Origin of the sequence: Pseudomonas guariconensis, assembly GCF_024127895.1 — a bacterium.
Taxonomy (GTDB): Bacteria; Pseudomonadota; Gammaproteobacteria; order Pseudomonadales; family Pseudomonadaceae; genus Aquipseudomonas; species Aquipseudomonas guariconensis_B.
In genome coordinates this window covers 48,354-63,821 of record NZ_JAMYBK010000017.1, presented here as the reverse complement: position 1 = coordinate 63,821, position 15,468 = coordinate 48,354, and the positions used below count along the sequence as shown (strand labels likewise).

The window sequence follows — 15,468 nt, the reverse complement described above, 5'->3', positions numbered from 1 at the left end:
GTCATCACCTGTTCGATGGGTCGGGGCCGCCCTTGCGGCGGCCGGATGACAGTAGCGATCGGGTACGAGGGGCAGCAGCGGGACGCCTTTCCCAGCCGCCTCGGTGCGTCAGGAGGGTTGCAGGGCAAGGTCCACGTTCAGTTGCCGCGACAGGCACGGCCAGCGTTTCCAGGCTTCGCCGGTCGCGGGGCTGCACAGGGTCTCGCGGTAGGTCTCCACCGACTCCACGGCAAAGCTCTCGTCGTCGAGCAACTCGTCCACCGAGTGGTGCACCACCTCGTCCAGCTGGTTGGCGAAGGTCTCGCCGATCAACTGATGGGCGATCAGGTTGGCCACGGTGGTATCGAGGGGGATCAGCGGTTGCTGGAAATGACGGATGTACAGGTCATTGACCTCTTCGACCAGGCGATGGGCCAGGTAGGCCTCGTCCAGCAGGCAGTCGAGGCCGACATGCCCTTGCATGACGCTCGGAGGCTGGAGGAAATAGGCTTCGGCGATCTTCAGCACCGGCTTGATCTGCGACTCGATGCCGGCCTCGCGGGCCACTGCGTGCGCAGCTTCCAGCAACTCCGGGACCTGGTCGATATAGGCGCTGACGAAACGCGTCAAGGTACCCTGGGCATCCTGCTCCGGCAGTCGGATCGACGGATGCAGGTGGGGCAGTTGCTGCTCGAGGCGTACTTTCAATTGGCCGGTCTGGCTTTCATGTTGATGGGCTTGGCTGATCTGCTCGCGTACAGCGGCGATGTTCATGACAACTCCAGGGACAAGGCGTTACAAACGGAAGACACTAAGTTAGCTTGCTTACGAGAATGCCTAAGACGCATTTGTTATAACCGGAAGACACGCCTGCATAAGCAGTTATATCAATGTGCCATCATTGTGCCCCGAGCCGTTGAACACGGGGTTTACAGGCGATCCGGCGGAATCATGAAGTTCATTTCATGGCCTTCGTTGCGTGCCATTGGTCGGTGTCTATACTCCGGTTGAACGTGATTCGTTGATGAGGCCCGACTGCTGTCGCAGGGGCTCGGTCGTCGAAGTAGGCAGTCTTGGCCGCCGTCCCCCCTTGCCGTAGGTCCACGCCTCCGGGACAACAAGAACGATAAGGGGAACCCGCAATGATGCGACATCCACATGTCTGGATGGGCCTCCTGTTGTGGTTGGGATTCGGTCAGGCGCACGCTGCCTGGACCGTGAACATGGCTCCGGGGGCCACGGAAGTCTCCAGCGCCGTGTTCGACCTGCACATGACCATCTTCTGGATCTGTGTGGTCATCGGCATCGTGGTGTTCGGCGCGATGTTCTGGTCGATGGTCATCCACCGTCGCTCCACCGGCCAGGAGCCTGCTCACTTCCACGAGCACACCTGGGTGGAGATCCTCTGGACCATCGTCCCCTTCCTGATCCTCGTGGCCATGGCCATCCCGGCCACCAAGACACTGATCGACATCTACGACGCCAGCGACTCGGACATCGACATCCAGGTCACCGGCTATCAATGGAAATGGCACTACAAGTACCTGGGCCAGGACGTGGAGTTCTTCAGCAACATCGCCACCCCCGCCGAGCAGATCCGCAACCAGGCGCCCAAGGGCGAGCACTACCTGCTGGAAGTCGACCAGCCGCTGGTCTTGCCGGTCGGGGCCAAGGTGCGCTTTCTGGTGACTGCCGCCGATGTCATCCACTCCTGGTGGGTGCCGGCCTTCGCGGTCAAGCGCGACGCCATTCCCGGCTTCGTCAACGAAGCCTGGACGCGCATCGAGAAACCCGGCATCTACCGCGGCCAGTGCACCGAGCTGTGCGGCAAGGACCATGGCTTCATGCCGGTGGTGGTCGAGGTCAAGTCGCAGGCCGACTACGACACCTGGCTCGGCGAGCGCAAGGCCGAGGCGGCCAAGCTCAAGGAGCTGACCAGCAAGGAGTGGACCCTGGAGGAGCTGGTCGAGCGTGGCGACAAGGTCTACCACACCGCCTGCGTGGCCTGTCACCAGGCCGAGGGCCAGGGCCTGCCGCCGATGTTCCCGGCACTCAAGGGCTCGAAGATCGCCACTGGCCCCAAGGAAGACCACCTGGGCATCGTGTTCCACGGCAAGCCTGGCACTGCCATGGCCGCGTTCGGCAAGCAGCTCTCGGAAGTCGACATCGCCGCCGTGGTCACCTACGAGCGCAATGCCTGGGGCAACAACAAGGGCGATATGGTCACGCCGAAGGATGTGCTGGCGCTCAAGCAGGCAGAAGGCCAATGAGCCGGGTCGACGGGTGTTCCCGCAACAGCCACCGGATTGCAGGAGACAGGACATGAGTGCAGTGATCGACGACCACGCCCAAGGCCATGAGCATGCCCACGGCCCGGCCAAGGGCCTGATGCGCTGGGTGCTGACCACCAACCACAAGGACATCGGCACGATGTACCTGTGGTTCAGCTTCGCCATGTTCCTGCTCGGCGGCTCGTTCGCCATGGTGATCCGCGCCGAGCTGTTCCAGCCCGGCCTGCAGATCGTGGAACCTGAGTTCTTCAACCAGATGACCACCATGCATGGCCTGATCATGGTGTTCGGGGCGGTGATGCCGGCATTCGTGGGCCTGGCCAACTGGATGATCCCGCTGATGATCGGGGCGCCGGACATGGCCTTGCCACGGATGAACAACTTCAGCTTCTGGCTGCTGCCGGCGGCTTTCCTGCTGTTGGTCTCGACCTTGTTCAGTGCCGGCGGCGGGCCGAATTTCGGCTGGACCTTCTACGCTCCGCTGTCGACCACCTACGCGCCGGCCAGCGTGACCTTCTTCATCTTCGCCATCCACCTGATGGGCATCAGCTCGATCATGGGCGCGATCAACGTGATCGCCACCGTGCTCAACCTGCGTGCGCCAGGCATGACCCTGATGAAGATGCCGCTGTTCGTCTGGACCTGGCTGATCACCGCGTTCCTGCTCATCGCGGTGATGCCGGTGCTGGCCGGCGTGGTGACCATGATGCTGATGGACATCCACTTCGGCACCAGCTTCTTCAGCGCCGCCGGCGGTGGTGACCCGGTGCTGTTCCAGCATGTGTTCTGGTTCTTCGGCCACCCCGAGGTGTACATCATGATCCTGCCGGCCTTCGGCGCGGTCAGTTCGATCATCCCGGCGTTCTCGCGCAAGCCGCTGTTCGGCTACACCTCCATGGTCTATGCCACCGGGGCGATCGCCTTCCTGTCGTTCATCGTCTGGGCCCACCACATGTTCGTGGTCGGCATCCCGGTGGTGGGCGAGCTGTTCTTCATGTACGCCACCATGCTGATCGCCGTGCCTACCGGGGTGAAGGTGTTCAACTGGGTCAGCACCATGTGGCAGGGTGCGCTGACCTTCGAGGCGCCGATGCTGTTCGCCGTGGCCTTCGTCATCCTGTTCACCATCGGCGGCTTCTCCGGGCTGATGCTGGCCATCGCGCCGGCGGACTTCCAGTACCACGACACCTACTTCGTCGTCGCCCACTTCCACTATGTGCTGGTGCCCGGGGCGATCTTCGGCATCTTCGCCTCGGCCTACTACTGGCTGCCGAAGTGGACCGGGCACATGTACGACGAAACCTTGGCCAAGCTGCACTTCTGGCTGTCGTTCATCGGTATGAACATGGCGTTCTTCCCCATGCACTTCGTGGGCCTGGCCGGCATGCCGCGGCGGATCCCGGACTACAACCTGCAGTTCGCCGATTTCAACATGGTCTCGTCGATTGGCGCCTTCACCTTCGGCGCCACGCAGTTCCTGTTCCTGTTCATCGTCATCAAGTGCATCCGCGGCGGCGCGCCGGCACCGGCCAAGCCCTGGGATGGCGCCGACGGGCTGGAGTGGACGGTGCCTTCGCCGGCGCCCTACCACACCTTCCAGACGCCGCCGGACGTGAAGTAGGAGGTCGAACATGGAAGGCCTGTCGCTCAAACGCCTGGTCACGCGCCTGCTGATGCTGACGGTGGTGATGTTCGCCTTCGGCTTCGCCCTGGTGCCGATCTACGACGTCATGTGCCAGGCCTTCGGCATCAACGGCAAGACCGGCGGGCAGTACCAGGGCAGCCAGGTCAGCGACCCGACGCGCACCGTGCGGGTGCAGTTCATGTCGACCAATGCCAGCGACATGGTCTGGGAGTTCCATTCCACCGCCGACCAGCTCGAGGTCAACCCCGGGGCGGTCAACCAGATGGTCTTCGTCGCCCGTAACCCGACCGATCGGCCCATGAGTGCCCAGGCCATCCCCAGCATCACCCCGGCCGAGGCCGCGGCGTACTTCCACAAGACCGAGTGCTTCTGTTTCACCCAGCAGGTGCTGCAACCCGGCGAGCGCATCGAGATGCCGGTGCGTTTCATCGTCGACCGCGACCTGCCGGCCAACGTGAAGCACCTGACACTGGCCTACACCTTGTTCGATATCACCGCTCGCCACCCGCCGGTCGCCCATGTCGCGGCCCAGGACGTCCAGGGCGCCCGTTAAGGGAAGGAGAACAACAATGGCAAGTCACGAGCACTACTACGTCCCGGCGCAGAGCAAGTGGCCGATCATCGCCACGATCGGCCTGCTCATCACGGTGTTCGGCCTGGGCACCTGGTTCAACGACCTCAAGGCCGGCCACGAGGCGTCCCATGGGCCGTGGATCTTCTTCGTCGGCGCGCTGTTCTTGGCCTACATGCTGTTCGGCTGGTTCGGCGCGGTGGTCAAGGAGAGCCGTGCGGGGTTGTACAGTGCGCAGATGGACCGCTCGTTCCGCTGGGGCATGAGCTGGTTCATCTTCTCCGAGGTGATGTTCTTCCTGGCCTTCTTCGGCGCGCTGTTCTACGTGCGGGTGCTGGCCGGGCCCTGGCTCGGCGGCGAGGGCGACAAGGGCGTCTCGCAGATGCTCTGGCCCGGCTTCGAGTTCGCCTGGCCGCTGCTCAACACACCGGACCCGAAGCTGTTCCCGCCACCCAAGGACATCATCGACCCCTGGCACCTGCCACTGATCAACACCATCCTGCTGGTCAGCTCCAGCGTGACCATCACCATCGCCCACCATGCCCTGCGCAAGGGGCATCGTGGCCCACTGAAGCTGTGGCTGTGGCTGACCATCCTGCTCGGGCTGTCGTTCCTGGCGTTGCAGGCCTACGAGTACTACGAGGCCTATGCCCACCTGGGGCTGACCTTGGGTTCGGGGATCTACGGCGCGACCTTCTTCATGCTCACGGGCTTTCACGGCGCCCACGTGACCTTGGGCTCCTTGATATTGATCGTGATGCTCGTGCGTGTGCTGCGCGGGCATTTCAACCCCGACAAGCACTTCGGTTTCGAGGCGGCCAGCTGGTACTGGCACTTCGTCGATGTGGTCTGGGTCGGGTTGTTCATCTTCGTGTATGTACTGTAGCAGGGGGCTCCTGCACAGGATTCAGAACGGCGCGTGCGAGACGAGCTGCCCGCTGATGAAGCCCCAGGCGACCAGGCCGATGGTCAGCGCCGCGAGGGTGACGCGCACGGTCAGGGCCTTGAGCAGGCGGGTCGAGTGTTCGTCGTCCTTGACCAGGAACACCAGCCCGCTGAACAGGCTGGCGATGGTGGCCAACAACATCAGGACAATCGCAGCCTTGAGCATGGCGATACTCCGGGGGAATGCAGTGATGGTTTCAAGTATAGCGATCGACCTTGCGAGGCCGTGGTGAAGCCGTTTCGCCCTGGCCTGGTACCGACCCTGGTGGTGCTTGCCCTGCTGCCGGGGTTGATCGCGCTCGGCAGTTGGCAACTGCGCCGAGCGGACGAAAAGCGCCAGCTGCTCGACAGTTATGCCGAGCGTCGCGTCGAGGCGCCGGTGGCGGTCGCGCAGTTGCAGCAATTGCCTGACCCGGCCTTCCAGCGCGTACACCTGCACGGCCGCTTCGATGCCGCACACAGCCTGCTGCTGGACAACCGCCTGCGCGACGGCCAGGTCGGCGTCGAGCTGCTGCAACCCTTCCACGACCAGGCCAGCGGCCTGTGGCTGCTGGTCAACCGTGGCTGGCTGCCGTGGCCCGACCGCCGGGTGCCGGTGCGCTTCGATACCCCCGAACACCCCCTGACCCTCGACGCCTCGGTCTACGTGGCGCCGGGCAGCATCTTCCAACTGCACCCCGACCCGGCCGGCAAGCAGTGGCCGCACCTGCTCACCGCCATCGACCCTGCGCAAGTGTGGCAACAGCTCGGTCGCGAAGGTTTCCCCCATGAGCTGCGCCTCGAACCGGGGCCAGCCAGCTACCGGCTGGACTGGCCGGTGGTCGCCATGGGGCCGGAAAAACACCTGGGCTACGCCGTGCAGTGGTTCGCGTTGGCCACGGCGCTGGTGCTGCTCTACCTCTATTTCGGTTGGCACAACAACAAGGAGAACAACCATGGGCGCCGTCACGAGTCCACTGGGCGTGCCTGAACGCCACAAGTCCCGCGCGCGTGGGCGCTTGCAGCTGATCCTCATCCTGCTGGTGGCGCTGGGGCCGATGATCCTCGCCACCAGCATGTACAAGTTCAAGTTCTGGGTGCCGGAGGGCCGCAGTTACCACGGCGCGATGATCGGCAGCGGCGAAACCCGCGCCGACATTGGCATCGACGCCCAGGAGGAAGGCTGGCAACTGTTGGTCAGCGCGCCGCAAGCCTGTGCCCAGGATTGCCAGCAACTGGTGTACCTGGCCCGGCAGATCCAGATCGGCCTGGGCCGCGACGCTGGCCGTGCCAGCCATGCCCTGGCCGCCGCGCAGCCGCTGGACGCTGACTACCAGGCGTTGTTGGGCCGCGAATATCCGCAGCTGCAGCGTTATCCGCTTGACCTGCAACGCTACGGCCAGAAGGTCGGCGAGCCCGGCCCGCAGCTGTGGATCGTCGACCCCCACGGCAACCTGGTGCTGCGCTACGACGTCAAGGCCAAGGGCAAGCATGTGCTCGACGACCTGCGCCACCTGCTCAAACTGTCCAACATCGGCTAGGAGGCCGCCATGGCCAGACCCGGATACCGCCTCGCTGTGTTCGCCACCCTGCTGGCACTGCTGGTCGTCCTGCTCGGTGCCTATACCCGGCTGACCCACGCCGGCCTCGGCTGCCCCGACTGGCCGGGTTGCTATGGTTTCATCGGCGTGCCCAAGACCGAGGCGCAGTTGGCCCATGCCGAGCTGCACTTCCCGGAGCATCCGGTGGAGCAAGCCAAGGGCTGGGCAGAGATGGTCCATCGCTACTTCGCCGGCACCCTGGCGCTGGTGATCGCCGTACTGGCGTTCCAGGCACTGAGGCGCCATGCCCGTGACGGCCAGCCCTATCGCCTGCCGCTGCTGTTGCTGGGCGTGGTGCTGGCGCAGGCGGTGTTCGGCATGTGGACGGTGACCCTCAAGCTCTGGCCCCAGGTGGTCACTGCGCACCTGCTCGGCGGCTTCACCACCCTGAGCCTGTTGTTCCTGCTGTCCCTGCGTCTATCCCGGGCCTTCGCGCCCTTGCCCAAGCTGCCGCTGAGCCTGCGGCGGGTGGCGGCGCTGGCATTGCTGGTGGTGATCGGGCAGATCGCCTTGGGGGGGTGGGTCAGCGCCAACTATGCGGCGGTCGCTTGTATCGACCTGCCCACCTGCCACGGCCAGTGGTGGCCAGCGGCGGACTTTAGCAACGGCTTCCACCTGACCCAGCACGTCGGCCCGAACTACCTGGGCGGGCAGCTGGACAGCGATGCGCGTACCGCTATCCACATCAGCCACCGGCTCGGTGCGTTGCTGGTCATCGCCGTGTTGCTGCTGCTCAGCTGGAAGCTGCACCGCAACGCTCTTTCCGGCCTGGCCCGCCTGGTGCTGCTGGCGCTGGCCGTGCAGGTGGGCCTGGGCATCAGCAACGTGCTGTTGCACCTGCCCCTGGGCGTGGCGGTGGCGCACAACGCCGGCGGTGCCGCGTTGTTGCTGTGCATGGTGCTGGTGAACTACCGGATCCGCGTGGTCGACAAGGTCCGCATCACGCAGGGCTGGCGCCTGACACCGGTGACCGGCGTGGGGCTCTCCCAGCACATGAGGGGTGACTCGTGGCGACGCTTCTGAGCGAGCGCAGACGGCGGGCCGGTTGGCGCGACTACCTGGAACTGACCAAGCCCAAGGTGGTGGTACTGATGCTGATCACCTCGCTGGTGGGCATGTTCCTCGCTACCCGTGCCGGGGTGGCGTGGAGCGTGCTGCTGTTCGGCAACCTAGGCATCGGCCTGTGCGCGGGCGGCGCGGCGGTGGTCAACCATGTGGTGGATCGGCGCATCGATGCGCTGATGGCCCGTACCCACCGGCGCCCGCTGGCCGAAGGGCGGGTCGCGCCGCTGCCGGCGCTGGGCTTCGCCCTGGCCTTGGCGGTGCTGGGCATGGCCCTGCTGCTGGTGTTCACCAATGCCCTCACCGCTTGGCTGACGCTGGCCTCGTTGCTCGGCTACGCGGTGATCTACACGGGCTTTCTCAAGCGTGCCACCCCGCAGAACATCGTGATCGGCGGCCTGGCCGGTGCGGCGCCGCCGCTGTTGGGTTGGGTGGCGGTCAGCGGCCATGTCGGCGCCGAGCCGCTGCTGCTGGTGCTGATCATCTTCGCCTGGACCCCGCCGCACTTCTGGGCCCTGGCCATCCACCGCAAGGAGGAGTACGCCAAGGCCGACATTCCCATGCTGCCGGTGACCCATGGCGAGCGCTACACCAAGCTGCACATCCTGCTCTATACCTTGGTGTTGCTGGCGGTGAGCCTGCTGCCCTATGCCATCCACATGAGCGGGCCGTTGTACCTGGTGTGTGCCCTCGTGCTGGGGCTGCGCTTTGTCCACTGGGCCTGGGTGTTGTACCGTGGCACCAGGCCGCACGCTGCGATCGGGACCTTCAAGTACTCTATCGGGTACCTGTTCCTGCTGTTCATCGCACTGCTCTTGGACCACTACCTGTTGCTGAATCTATGACCCGAACCCAGAAAACCGTTTTCATCCTCGTCGCCGTGGTCGCCCTGATCCTCGGCCTGACCGTCAACAAGGTGCTCAACGGCCGCAGCGAGGCGAACCCGGCCGAACTGATCGACGCCGGCATCATTCTCCTGCCCCAGAGCCGCACCGTGCCGGACGTGAAGATGAGGGACCAGGAAGGCCGGCCGGTGGAGCTGGACGAGCTCAAGGGCAAGTGGTCGTTGCTGTTCTTCGGCTATACCTACTGCCCGGACATCTGCCCGACTACCCTGGCCCAGCTGCGCCAGGTGAAGAGCGAGCTGCCCAAGGAGGCGCTGGAGCGGTTGCAGGTGGTGCTGGTGAGTGTCGACCCGAATCGCGATACGCCGGACCAGCTCAAGCAGTACCTGGGGTACTTCGACAAGGACTTCCTCGGATTGGCGGGCACCCTCGAGGACACCCAGGCATTGGCCAATGCCCTGAGCATTCCGTTCATTCCGGCGGATACCAGCAAGCCGGGGTATACCGTGGATCACAGTGGCAACCTGGCGATCGTCGGGCCGGATGGGCGCCAGCGGGGGTTCATCCGGGCGCCGTTCAACAACCAGAAGCTGGTGGCGCAGTTGCCGGGGTTGGTCAAGCGGGACTGAGTATCGGCTGATTTGGGGCCGCTTCGCGTCCCATCGCCGGCAAGCCCACAGGTTGGCGCAGACCTGTGGGAGCCGGCTTGCCGGCGATGGGCTGCAAAGCAGCCCTGCTGAACTGACCGGCCCAGCGAGCTCGGCGCAATCAGAACGCCGGGATCACCGCGCCTTTGTACTTCTCGGTGATGAACTGCTTCACCTCGGGCGAATGCAGGGCATCGGCCAGCTTCTTCATGGCCTGCGAGTCCTTGTTGTCCGGGCGGGCGACCAGGATGTTCACGTAGGGCGAGTCGCTACCCTCGATGACCAGCGCATCCTTTTCGGGGTTGAGCTTGGCTTCCAGCGCATAGTTGGTGTTGATCAGCGCCAGGTCCACCTGGGTCAGCACGCGCGGGATGGTGGCCGCTTCCAGCTCGCGGAACTTCAGGCCCTTGTCGTTAGCGGTGATGTCCTTGACGGTGGACAGGATGTTCTTGTTGTCCTTGAGCGCGATCACGCCGGCCTTGTCGAGCAGCAGCAGGGCGCGGCCGCCGTTGGTGGCATCGTTGGGGATGACCACGGTGGCGCCGGACGGCAGTTCGTCGAGCTTCTTGATCTTGCTGGAGTAGGCGCCCAGCGGCTCCAGGTGCACGCCGGTAACGCTGACCAGTTCGGTGCCCTTGGACTTGTTGAACTCGTCCAGATACGGCTGGTGCTGGAAGAAGTTGGCGTCCAGGCGCTTCTCGGCCACCTGTACGTTCGGCTGGATGTAGTCGGTGAACTCCTTGACCTTCAGTTCCACGCCAGCTTTCTCCAGCTGCGGCTTCACGAAGTTGAGGATTTCCGCGTGAGGCACCGGGGTGGCGGCGACGGTCAGGGTTTCGGCGTTGGCCGAGAAGGCCGCGACGGCGGCCACGACAGCAAGCAGTTTCTTCATCGATCACTCCTTGTGAGGGCCGCGACGGCCCCCGAACGGGTCGGCCAGGCCGACCCCATTGGGGTTACTTACGGGAAAAGTGCACGACCAGTTTGTCGCCGACGCTCTGCAGAACTTGAACCAGGACCAGCAGGAGCACCACGGTGACCACCATCACGTCGGTCTGGAAGCGCTGGTAGCCGAAGCGGATGGCCAGGTCGCCCAGGCCGCCCGCGCCCACCACGCCGGCCATGGCGGTGTACGACACCAGGGTGATGGCGGTGACGGTGATGGCCGCGAAGATGCCCGGCCGGGCCTCTGGCAACAGCGCGTTCATGATGATCTGGCGGGTGGTGGCGCCCATCGACTGGGTCGCCTCGATGATGCCGCGGTCCACTTCGCGCAGGGCGGTTTCCACCAGGCGCGCGAAGAACGGCGTGGCACCCACCACCAGCGGCGGGATGGCGCCGGCGACGCCCAGCGAGGTGCCGGTGATCAGCACGGTGACCGGAATCATGACGATCAGCAGGATGATGAACGGCAGCGAGCGCAGGATGTTGACGATCAGCGACAGCAGCGCGTACACGCCCCGCTGCTCGAACATCTGCCGTGGGCCGCAGAGGAACAGCAGCACGCCCAATGGCAGGCCCAGCAGCACGGTGAAGAACAGCGAGCCGAACAGCATGATCATGGTGTCGATGCTGGCCAGCCAGATCTCGGCCCAGTCGACGTTGGCGAAGAAATTCAGGGCGTCCATCAACGCAGTACCTCCATATGCACATCCGCTGCCTTGAAGCGCTCGAACGCCGCGTCCATGTCGCCACCGGTGACGGCCAGGGTCAGCTGTCCATAGGGGACGTCCTTGATGCGGTCGATACGCCCGGCGAGGATGCTGTAGTCCACGCCGGTCTCGCGGGCCACGGTGCCCAGCAGCGGGGCGTACGTGGCCTCGCCCTGGAAGGTCAGGCGCAGGATGCGCCCGGGCACGTGGGCGAAGTCGTCGCGCTGCTCGTTCTCGTTGACCTGCTCGTCTTCCTGGACGAAACGTCGGGTGGTCGGGTGCTGCGGATGCAGGAACACATCGGCCACCGGGCCTTGTTCGACGATCTGCCCGGCATCCATCACCGCCACGCGGTCGCAGACCCGGCGGATCACGTCCATCTCGTGGGTGATCAGCACGATGGTCAGCTTCAGCTCGCGGTTGATCTCGGCCAGCAGTTGCAACACCGACGCGGTGGTCTGCGGGTCGAGGGCGCTGGTGGCCTCGTCGCACAGCAGGATCTTCGGCCGGGTCGACAGGGCGCGGGCGATGCCCACGCGTTGCTTCTGGCCGCCGGAGAGTTGGGCCGGGTACTTGCGGGCATGGTCCGACAGGCCGACGCGGGCCAGCAGTTCGGCGACACGCTGGTCGATCTCGGCCCGCGACAGTTCGCCGGCCAGGGTCAGCGGCAGGGCGACGTTGTCGGCCACGGTCTTGGAGGCCAGCAGGTTGAAGTGCTGGAAGATCATCCCGACCTGCTGGCGGAAGCGACGCAGCTGGTTGGCGTCGAAGGCGGTGACGTCCTCGCCGTCGACGATGATCTTGCCGCCGCTCGGGGCCTCGAGGCGGTTGATCAGGCGCAGCAAGGTGCTCTTGCCTGCGCCGGAATGCCCGATCAGGCCGAACACCTGGCCGTTGTCGATGGTCAGGCTGGTCGGATTGAGGGCGGGGATATCCCTACCGGCGACACGGTAGGTCTTGTGGACATGTTGGAACTCGATCACTGAGCGAACCTTGTGGGGCGCATGGAATAGGGTCAGCGGTTAGCCGGGGCGCGCATTTTAGCCTTTTCCCATAGTTGTTCTTAGCATTTATTTCGTCATGAACCAATCCGGCCGGCATAACGCGACAACCGGTAATCCCGATTGAACGCTCGCGAACGCCTTCCAGTCACTAGTTGAACAAGCCCGATACGGGCCCGCTCGAGACTGATAAGGAGAGCCGAACCATGCCCAGCAAGAAGAAGGACATGCCCAGGGAAAGCCAGGTCGCCGGTACCACGACCCCCGACCGGGCCAACACCAATTCCAAGGTGCAGAGCCTGGAGGCGTTTCGCAGCGACGCCACCGGCCAGGCCTTGCGCACCAACCAGGGGGTGAAGATCGCCGATAACCAGAACACCCTCAAGGCCGGTGCGCGGGGGCCCTCGCTGCTCGAAGACTTCATCATGCGCGAGAAGATCACCCACTTCGACCATGAGCGTATCCCCGAGCGTATCGTCCACGCCCGCGGCACCGGCGCCCATGGCTACTTCCAGAGCTACGGCTGCCATGCGCAACTGACCAAGGCCGGGTTCCTCCAGGACCCCGAGAAGATCACGCCGGTCTTCGTGCGTTTCTCCACCGTGCAAGGCCCGCGCGGCTCTGGCGACACCGTGCGCGACGTGCGCGGCTTTGCCGTGAAGTTCTACACCGACGAGGGCAATTTTGACCTGGTGGGCAACAACATGCCGGTGTTCTTCATCCAGGATGCGATCAAGTTCCCGGACTTCGTCCACGCGGTGAAACCCGAGCCGCACAACGAGATCCCCACCGGTGGCTCGGCCCACGATACGTTCTGGGACTTCGTCTCGCTGGTGCCGGAGTCGGCCCACATGGTCATGTGGGCCATGTCGGACCGGGCCATCCCGCGCAGCTTGCGGATGATGGAAGGCTTTGGCGTGCACACCTTCCGCCTGATCAATGCCGAGGGTGTGGCCAGCCTGGTGAAGTTCCACTGGAAACCACGCCAGGGCGTGCACTCGGTGCTGTGGGACGAAGCCCAGAAGCTGGCAGGCAAGGATACCGACTACCACCGCCGTGACCTGTGGGACGCCATCGAGACCGGCGACTACCCGGAATGGGAACTGGGGGTGCAGATCGTGTCCGAGGCGGATGAGCACCGTTTCGACTTCGACCTGCTCGACCCGACCAAGATCATTCCCGAGGAACTGGTGCCGGTGACGCCGCTGGGCAAGATGGTGCTCAATCGCAATCCGGACAACTTCTTCGCCGAAGTCGAGCAGATCGCCTTTTGCCCCGGGCATATCGTGCCGGGCATCGACTTCACCAACGACCCCCTGCTGCAGGGCCGGTTGTTCTCCTACACCGACACCCAGCTCAGCCGCCTCGGTGGCCCGAACTTCCATGAGATCCCCATCAACCGGCCGATCGTGCCCAACCACAGCAGCCAGCGCGATGCCATGCACCGCATGACCCTCGACAAGGGACGTGCCTCCTACGAGCCCAACTCCATCGATGGTGGTTGGCCCAAGGAGACACCGCCGGCTCCGGAGGATGGCGGTTTCGAGAGCTACCAGGAGCGTATCGATGCGCACAAGATCCGCCAGCGCAGCGACTCCTTCAGCGACCACTTCTCCCAGGCACGGCTGTTCTACCAGAGCATGAGCCCCAACGAACAGCAGCACATCGTCAAGGCCTACAGCTTCGAGCTGGGCAAGGTGGAGCGCGAGGCGATCTGTGTACGCGAGGTCAACGAGATCCTGGCCAATATCGACCTTGGGCTGGCGGCGGCGGTGGCGGCCAATCTGGGCCTGCCTGCACCCAAGGCCGGTACCGTGCAGGTCAAGGGCTCGAAACCGGCGCAGTCACCGGCCTTGAGCCAGATGAACCATCCCGGCAGCGTGGGCATCAAGGGGCGCAAGATTGTCCTGCTGGTGGCCGATGGCGTGGAAGGCGCCAGCGTCGACAGGCTGGTCAAGGCCTTCGAGGCCGAGAGCGCACGGATTTTGGTGCTGGGGCCGACTTCGGCGCCGGTCAAGACCGCCGAAGGCAAGCCGTTGCCGGTGGATGCGTCGATGGAGGGGATGCCGTCGGTGATGATCGATGGGCTGTGGGTGCCAGCCGGCAAGGCGGCGCTGGATGCCCTGGGCGAGAGTGGGGTGGCCAAGCATTACCTGCTCGAGGCCTACAAGCATTTGAAGCCCATGGGCTTGGCCAGGGGCGCCAAGGCCTTGCTGGACAGGCTGGGGCTCAAGGAGGACGAGGGATTGCTACTGGGGGATGATCAGAAAGTGGTGGCGGCCTTCGTCAAGGTGCTGGAGCAGCACCGGGTGTGGGCGCGGGAGGCTGGAGTCGAGGGTATTCCTGCGTAAGGTGCGCTGTGCAGCTCATCGCTGGCAAGCTCACACAGAGTCCTCGCATGGCCCATGCTTTGTGAGCACCACGGCACCCTGTGGGAGCCGGCTTGCCGGCGATGGGCCGCGAAGCGGCCCCAGGATCTCAAGGCCGATGCGGCACCAACACCACCTGCGCCGGCAGCGAGCGCTGGATCTCATGCCGTTGTTTCAGCGCGAACCCTTCGTCGAGCTTGCGCACGCGCTTTTCCAGCAGGGTCTTGAGCCAGGGCGCATCCTGGGTGCGCGGGACCTGGAACACCACCTCGCACTGGTAGTTCACCACGTCGGCAGCGATGTCATCGAGCTGCCGGCGCATGGCACGGATATCCGTGGTCTTCAGCGCCACGACGGTATTCGGCGCGGTGGGGTCGATCAGCCGTGCCTTGGGCCTGGCCTCGGCGGCCTTGAGCGCGGCCTCGGCCTTTTCCAGCTCGGCCTTGCGCGCCTGGGCCACGGCATCGCCGCCGGTCAGCGCCGGCGCCTGGGGCATCAGCGCGCGGGCGCGGGCCAGGGCCGTGGCGGCGGCATTGACGTCACCCTTCTGCAGGACGATCTGGCTGCGCTGCAGGTAGGCCTCGGCGAGCTGTCGCTGGTACTGCTCCAGGCGTGCGTCGTCGGGCGACTGGGCCTGCAGGGCGGCCAGCTGGTCTTCGGCCGTGGCCAGTTCGTTGCTGGTGATGCTCTGCTGCAACTGCTGCCAGGCATCTGGCTGGGCAGGCGCGGCCGACTGTTCGGCCGGCGTGCCGGAACAGGCAGCCAGGAACAGGGAAAACGCGGCAACAAGCAGATAACGGGAGACGAACGGCTTCATTCCTGCGACTCTCTATTTGCGCAAAAAGCGAGCAAGTCTACACCCAGGTGCGCGCGCTCGAAAA

16 protein-coding genes are annotated in these 15,468 nt (G+C 64.7%); 10 read left to right on the top strand and 6 right to left on the bottom strand.

What is annotated here, in order from left to right:
* Positions 1 to 108: 108 nt before the first annotated feature.
* Positions 109 to 753: a hypothetical protein gene (locus tag NJF35_RS17250; protein WP_225789972.1), complete on the bottom strand. Its 645-nt coding sequence runs from the start codon at positions 751 to 753 to the stop codon at positions 109 to 111.
* 368 nt (positions 754 to 1,121) lie between these two features.
* Between NJF35_RS17250 and coxB the strand changes: the two genes are divergently transcribed.
* The 4 genes from coxB to NJF35_RS17230 are packed head-to-tail and all read left to right on the top strand — an operon-like array spanning position 1,122 to position 5,372.
* Positions 1,122 to 2,249, top strand: coding sequence for a cytochrome c oxidase subunit II (gene coxB, locus NJF35_RS17245; protein ID WP_225789973.1), 1,128 nt, complete (start codon positions 1,122 to 1,124; stop codon positions 2,247 to 2,249).
* A 52-nt stretch (positions 2,250 to 2,301) separates the two neighbouring features.
* On the top strand, positions 2,302 to 3,891 hold the full coding sequence (gene ctaD / locus NJF35_RS17240) for a cytochrome c oxidase subunit I (RefSeq protein ID WP_225789974.1): 1,590 nt from the start codon (positions 2,302 to 2,304) through the stop codon (positions 3,889 to 3,891).
* 10 nt (positions 3,892 to 3,901) lie between these two features.
* On the top strand, positions 3,902 to 4,468 hold the full coding sequence (locus NJF35_RS17235; RefSeq protein ID WP_225789975.1) for a cytochrome c oxidase assembly protein: 567 nt from the start codon (positions 3,902 to 3,904) through the stop codon (positions 4,466 to 4,468).
* A 16-nt stretch (positions 4,469 to 4,484) separates the two neighbouring features.
* The gene (locus NJF35_RS17230; RefSeq protein WP_253091317.1) at positions 4,485 to 5,372 is read left to right on the top strand and encodes a cytochrome c oxidase subunit 3; all 888 of its coding nucleotides are present in this window, start codon (positions 4,485 to 4,487) and stop codon (positions 5,370 to 5,372) included.
* A gap of 21 nt (positions 5,373 to 5,393) precedes the next feature.
* Here the strand turns inward: NJF35_RS17230 and NJF35_RS17225 are convergent, their stop codons facing one another.
* A complete protein-coding gene (locus NJF35_RS17225; RefSeq protein WP_225789977.1) occupies positions 5,394 to 5,597 on the bottom strand; it encodes a twin transmembrane helix small protein in 204 nt (67 codons plus the stop codon).
* A gap of 63 nt (positions 5,598 to 5,660) precedes the next feature.
* Between NJF35_RS17225 and NJF35_RS17220 the strand changes: the two genes are divergently transcribed.
* Genes NJF35_RS17220 through NJF35_RS17200 form a run of 5 tightly spaced genes read left to right on the top strand, consistent with a single transcriptional unit; the run spans position 5,661 to position 9,547 of the window.
* The gene (locus NJF35_RS17220) at positions 5,661 to 6,401 is read left to right on the top strand and encodes an SURF1 family protein (protein WP_253091316.1); all 741 of its coding nucleotides are present in this window, start codon (positions 5,661 to 5,663) and stop codon (positions 6,399 to 6,401) included.
* A complete protein-coding gene (locus NJF35_RS17215) occupies positions 6,367 to 6,951 on the top strand; it encodes a hypothetical protein (protein ID WP_253091315.1) in 585 nt (194 codons plus the stop codon). The genes NJF35_RS17220 and NJF35_RS17215 overlap by 35 nt, the downstream gene beginning before the upstream one ends.
* A gap of 9 nt (positions 6,952 to 6,960) precedes the next feature.
* Positions 6,961 to 8,034 carry a COX15/CtaA family protein gene (locus NJF35_RS17210; RefSeq protein WP_225789980.1) on the top strand — a complete coding sequence of 358 codons (1,074 nt, stop codon included), beginning with the start codon at positions 6,961 to 6,963 and terminating at the stop codon, positions 8,032 to 8,034.
* Entirely contained in the window at positions 8,019 to 8,918 is a 900-nt protein-coding gene (gene cyoE, locus NJF35_RS17205) for a heme o synthase (protein WP_253091314.1), read from the top strand. The genes NJF35_RS17210 and cyoE overlap by 16 nt, the downstream gene beginning before the upstream one ends.
* The gene (locus NJF35_RS17200) at positions 8,915 to 9,547 is read left to right on the top strand and encodes an SCO family protein (RefSeq protein WP_225789982.1); all 633 of its coding nucleotides are present in this window, start codon (positions 8,915 to 8,917) and stop codon (positions 9,545 to 9,547) included. The genes cyoE and NJF35_RS17200 overlap by 4 nt, the downstream gene beginning before the upstream one ends.
* A gap of 139 nt (positions 9,548 to 9,686) precedes the next feature.
* Here NJF35_RS17200 and NJF35_RS17195 read toward each other — a convergent pair whose 3' ends face one another.
* The 3 genes from NJF35_RS17195 to NJF35_RS17185 all read right to left on the bottom strand — a co-directional run bounded on the left by NJF35_RS17195 (position 9,687) and on the right by NJF35_RS17185 (position 12,200).
* Entirely contained in the window at positions 9,687 to 10,457 is a 771-nt protein-coding gene (locus NJF35_RS17195; protein WP_225789983.1) for a MetQ/NlpA family ABC transporter substrate-binding protein, read from the bottom strand.
* A gap of 64 nt (positions 10,458 to 10,521) precedes the next feature.
* Positions 10,522 to 11,193, bottom strand: coding sequence for a methionine ABC transporter permease (locus NJF35_RS17190; protein ID WP_225789984.1), 672 nt, complete (start codon positions 11,191 to 11,193; stop codon positions 10,522 to 10,524).
* Positions 11,193 to 12,200 carry a methionine ABC transporter ATP-binding protein gene (locus NJF35_RS17185; RefSeq protein ID WP_253091313.1) on the bottom strand — a complete coding sequence of 336 codons (1,008 nt, stop codon included), beginning with the start codon at positions 12,198 to 12,200 and terminating at the stop codon, positions 11,193 to 11,195. The genes NJF35_RS17190 and NJF35_RS17185 overlap by 1 nt, the downstream gene beginning before the upstream one ends.
* A 173-nt stretch (positions 12,201 to 12,373) precedes the next feature.
* On the opposite strand from NJF35_RS17185, the gene katE reads away from it, so the two are divergent.
* On the top strand, positions 12,374 to 14,569 hold the full coding sequence (gene katE, locus NJF35_RS17180) for a catalase HPII (protein ID WP_262924626.1): 2,196 nt from the start codon (positions 12,374 to 12,376) through the stop codon (positions 14,567 to 14,569).
* 127 nt (positions 14,570 to 14,696) lie between these two features.
* On the opposite strand, the gene NJF35_RS17175 is transcribed toward katE, so the two are convergent.
* Positions 14,697 to 15,404, bottom strand: a complete 708-nt coding sequence (locus NJF35_RS17175) for a PA5502 family lipoprotein (protein ID WP_253091311.1) — start codon at positions 15,402 to 15,404, stop codon at positions 14,697 to 14,699.
* Between the last annotated feature and the right edge of the window lie 64 nt (positions 15,405 to 15,468).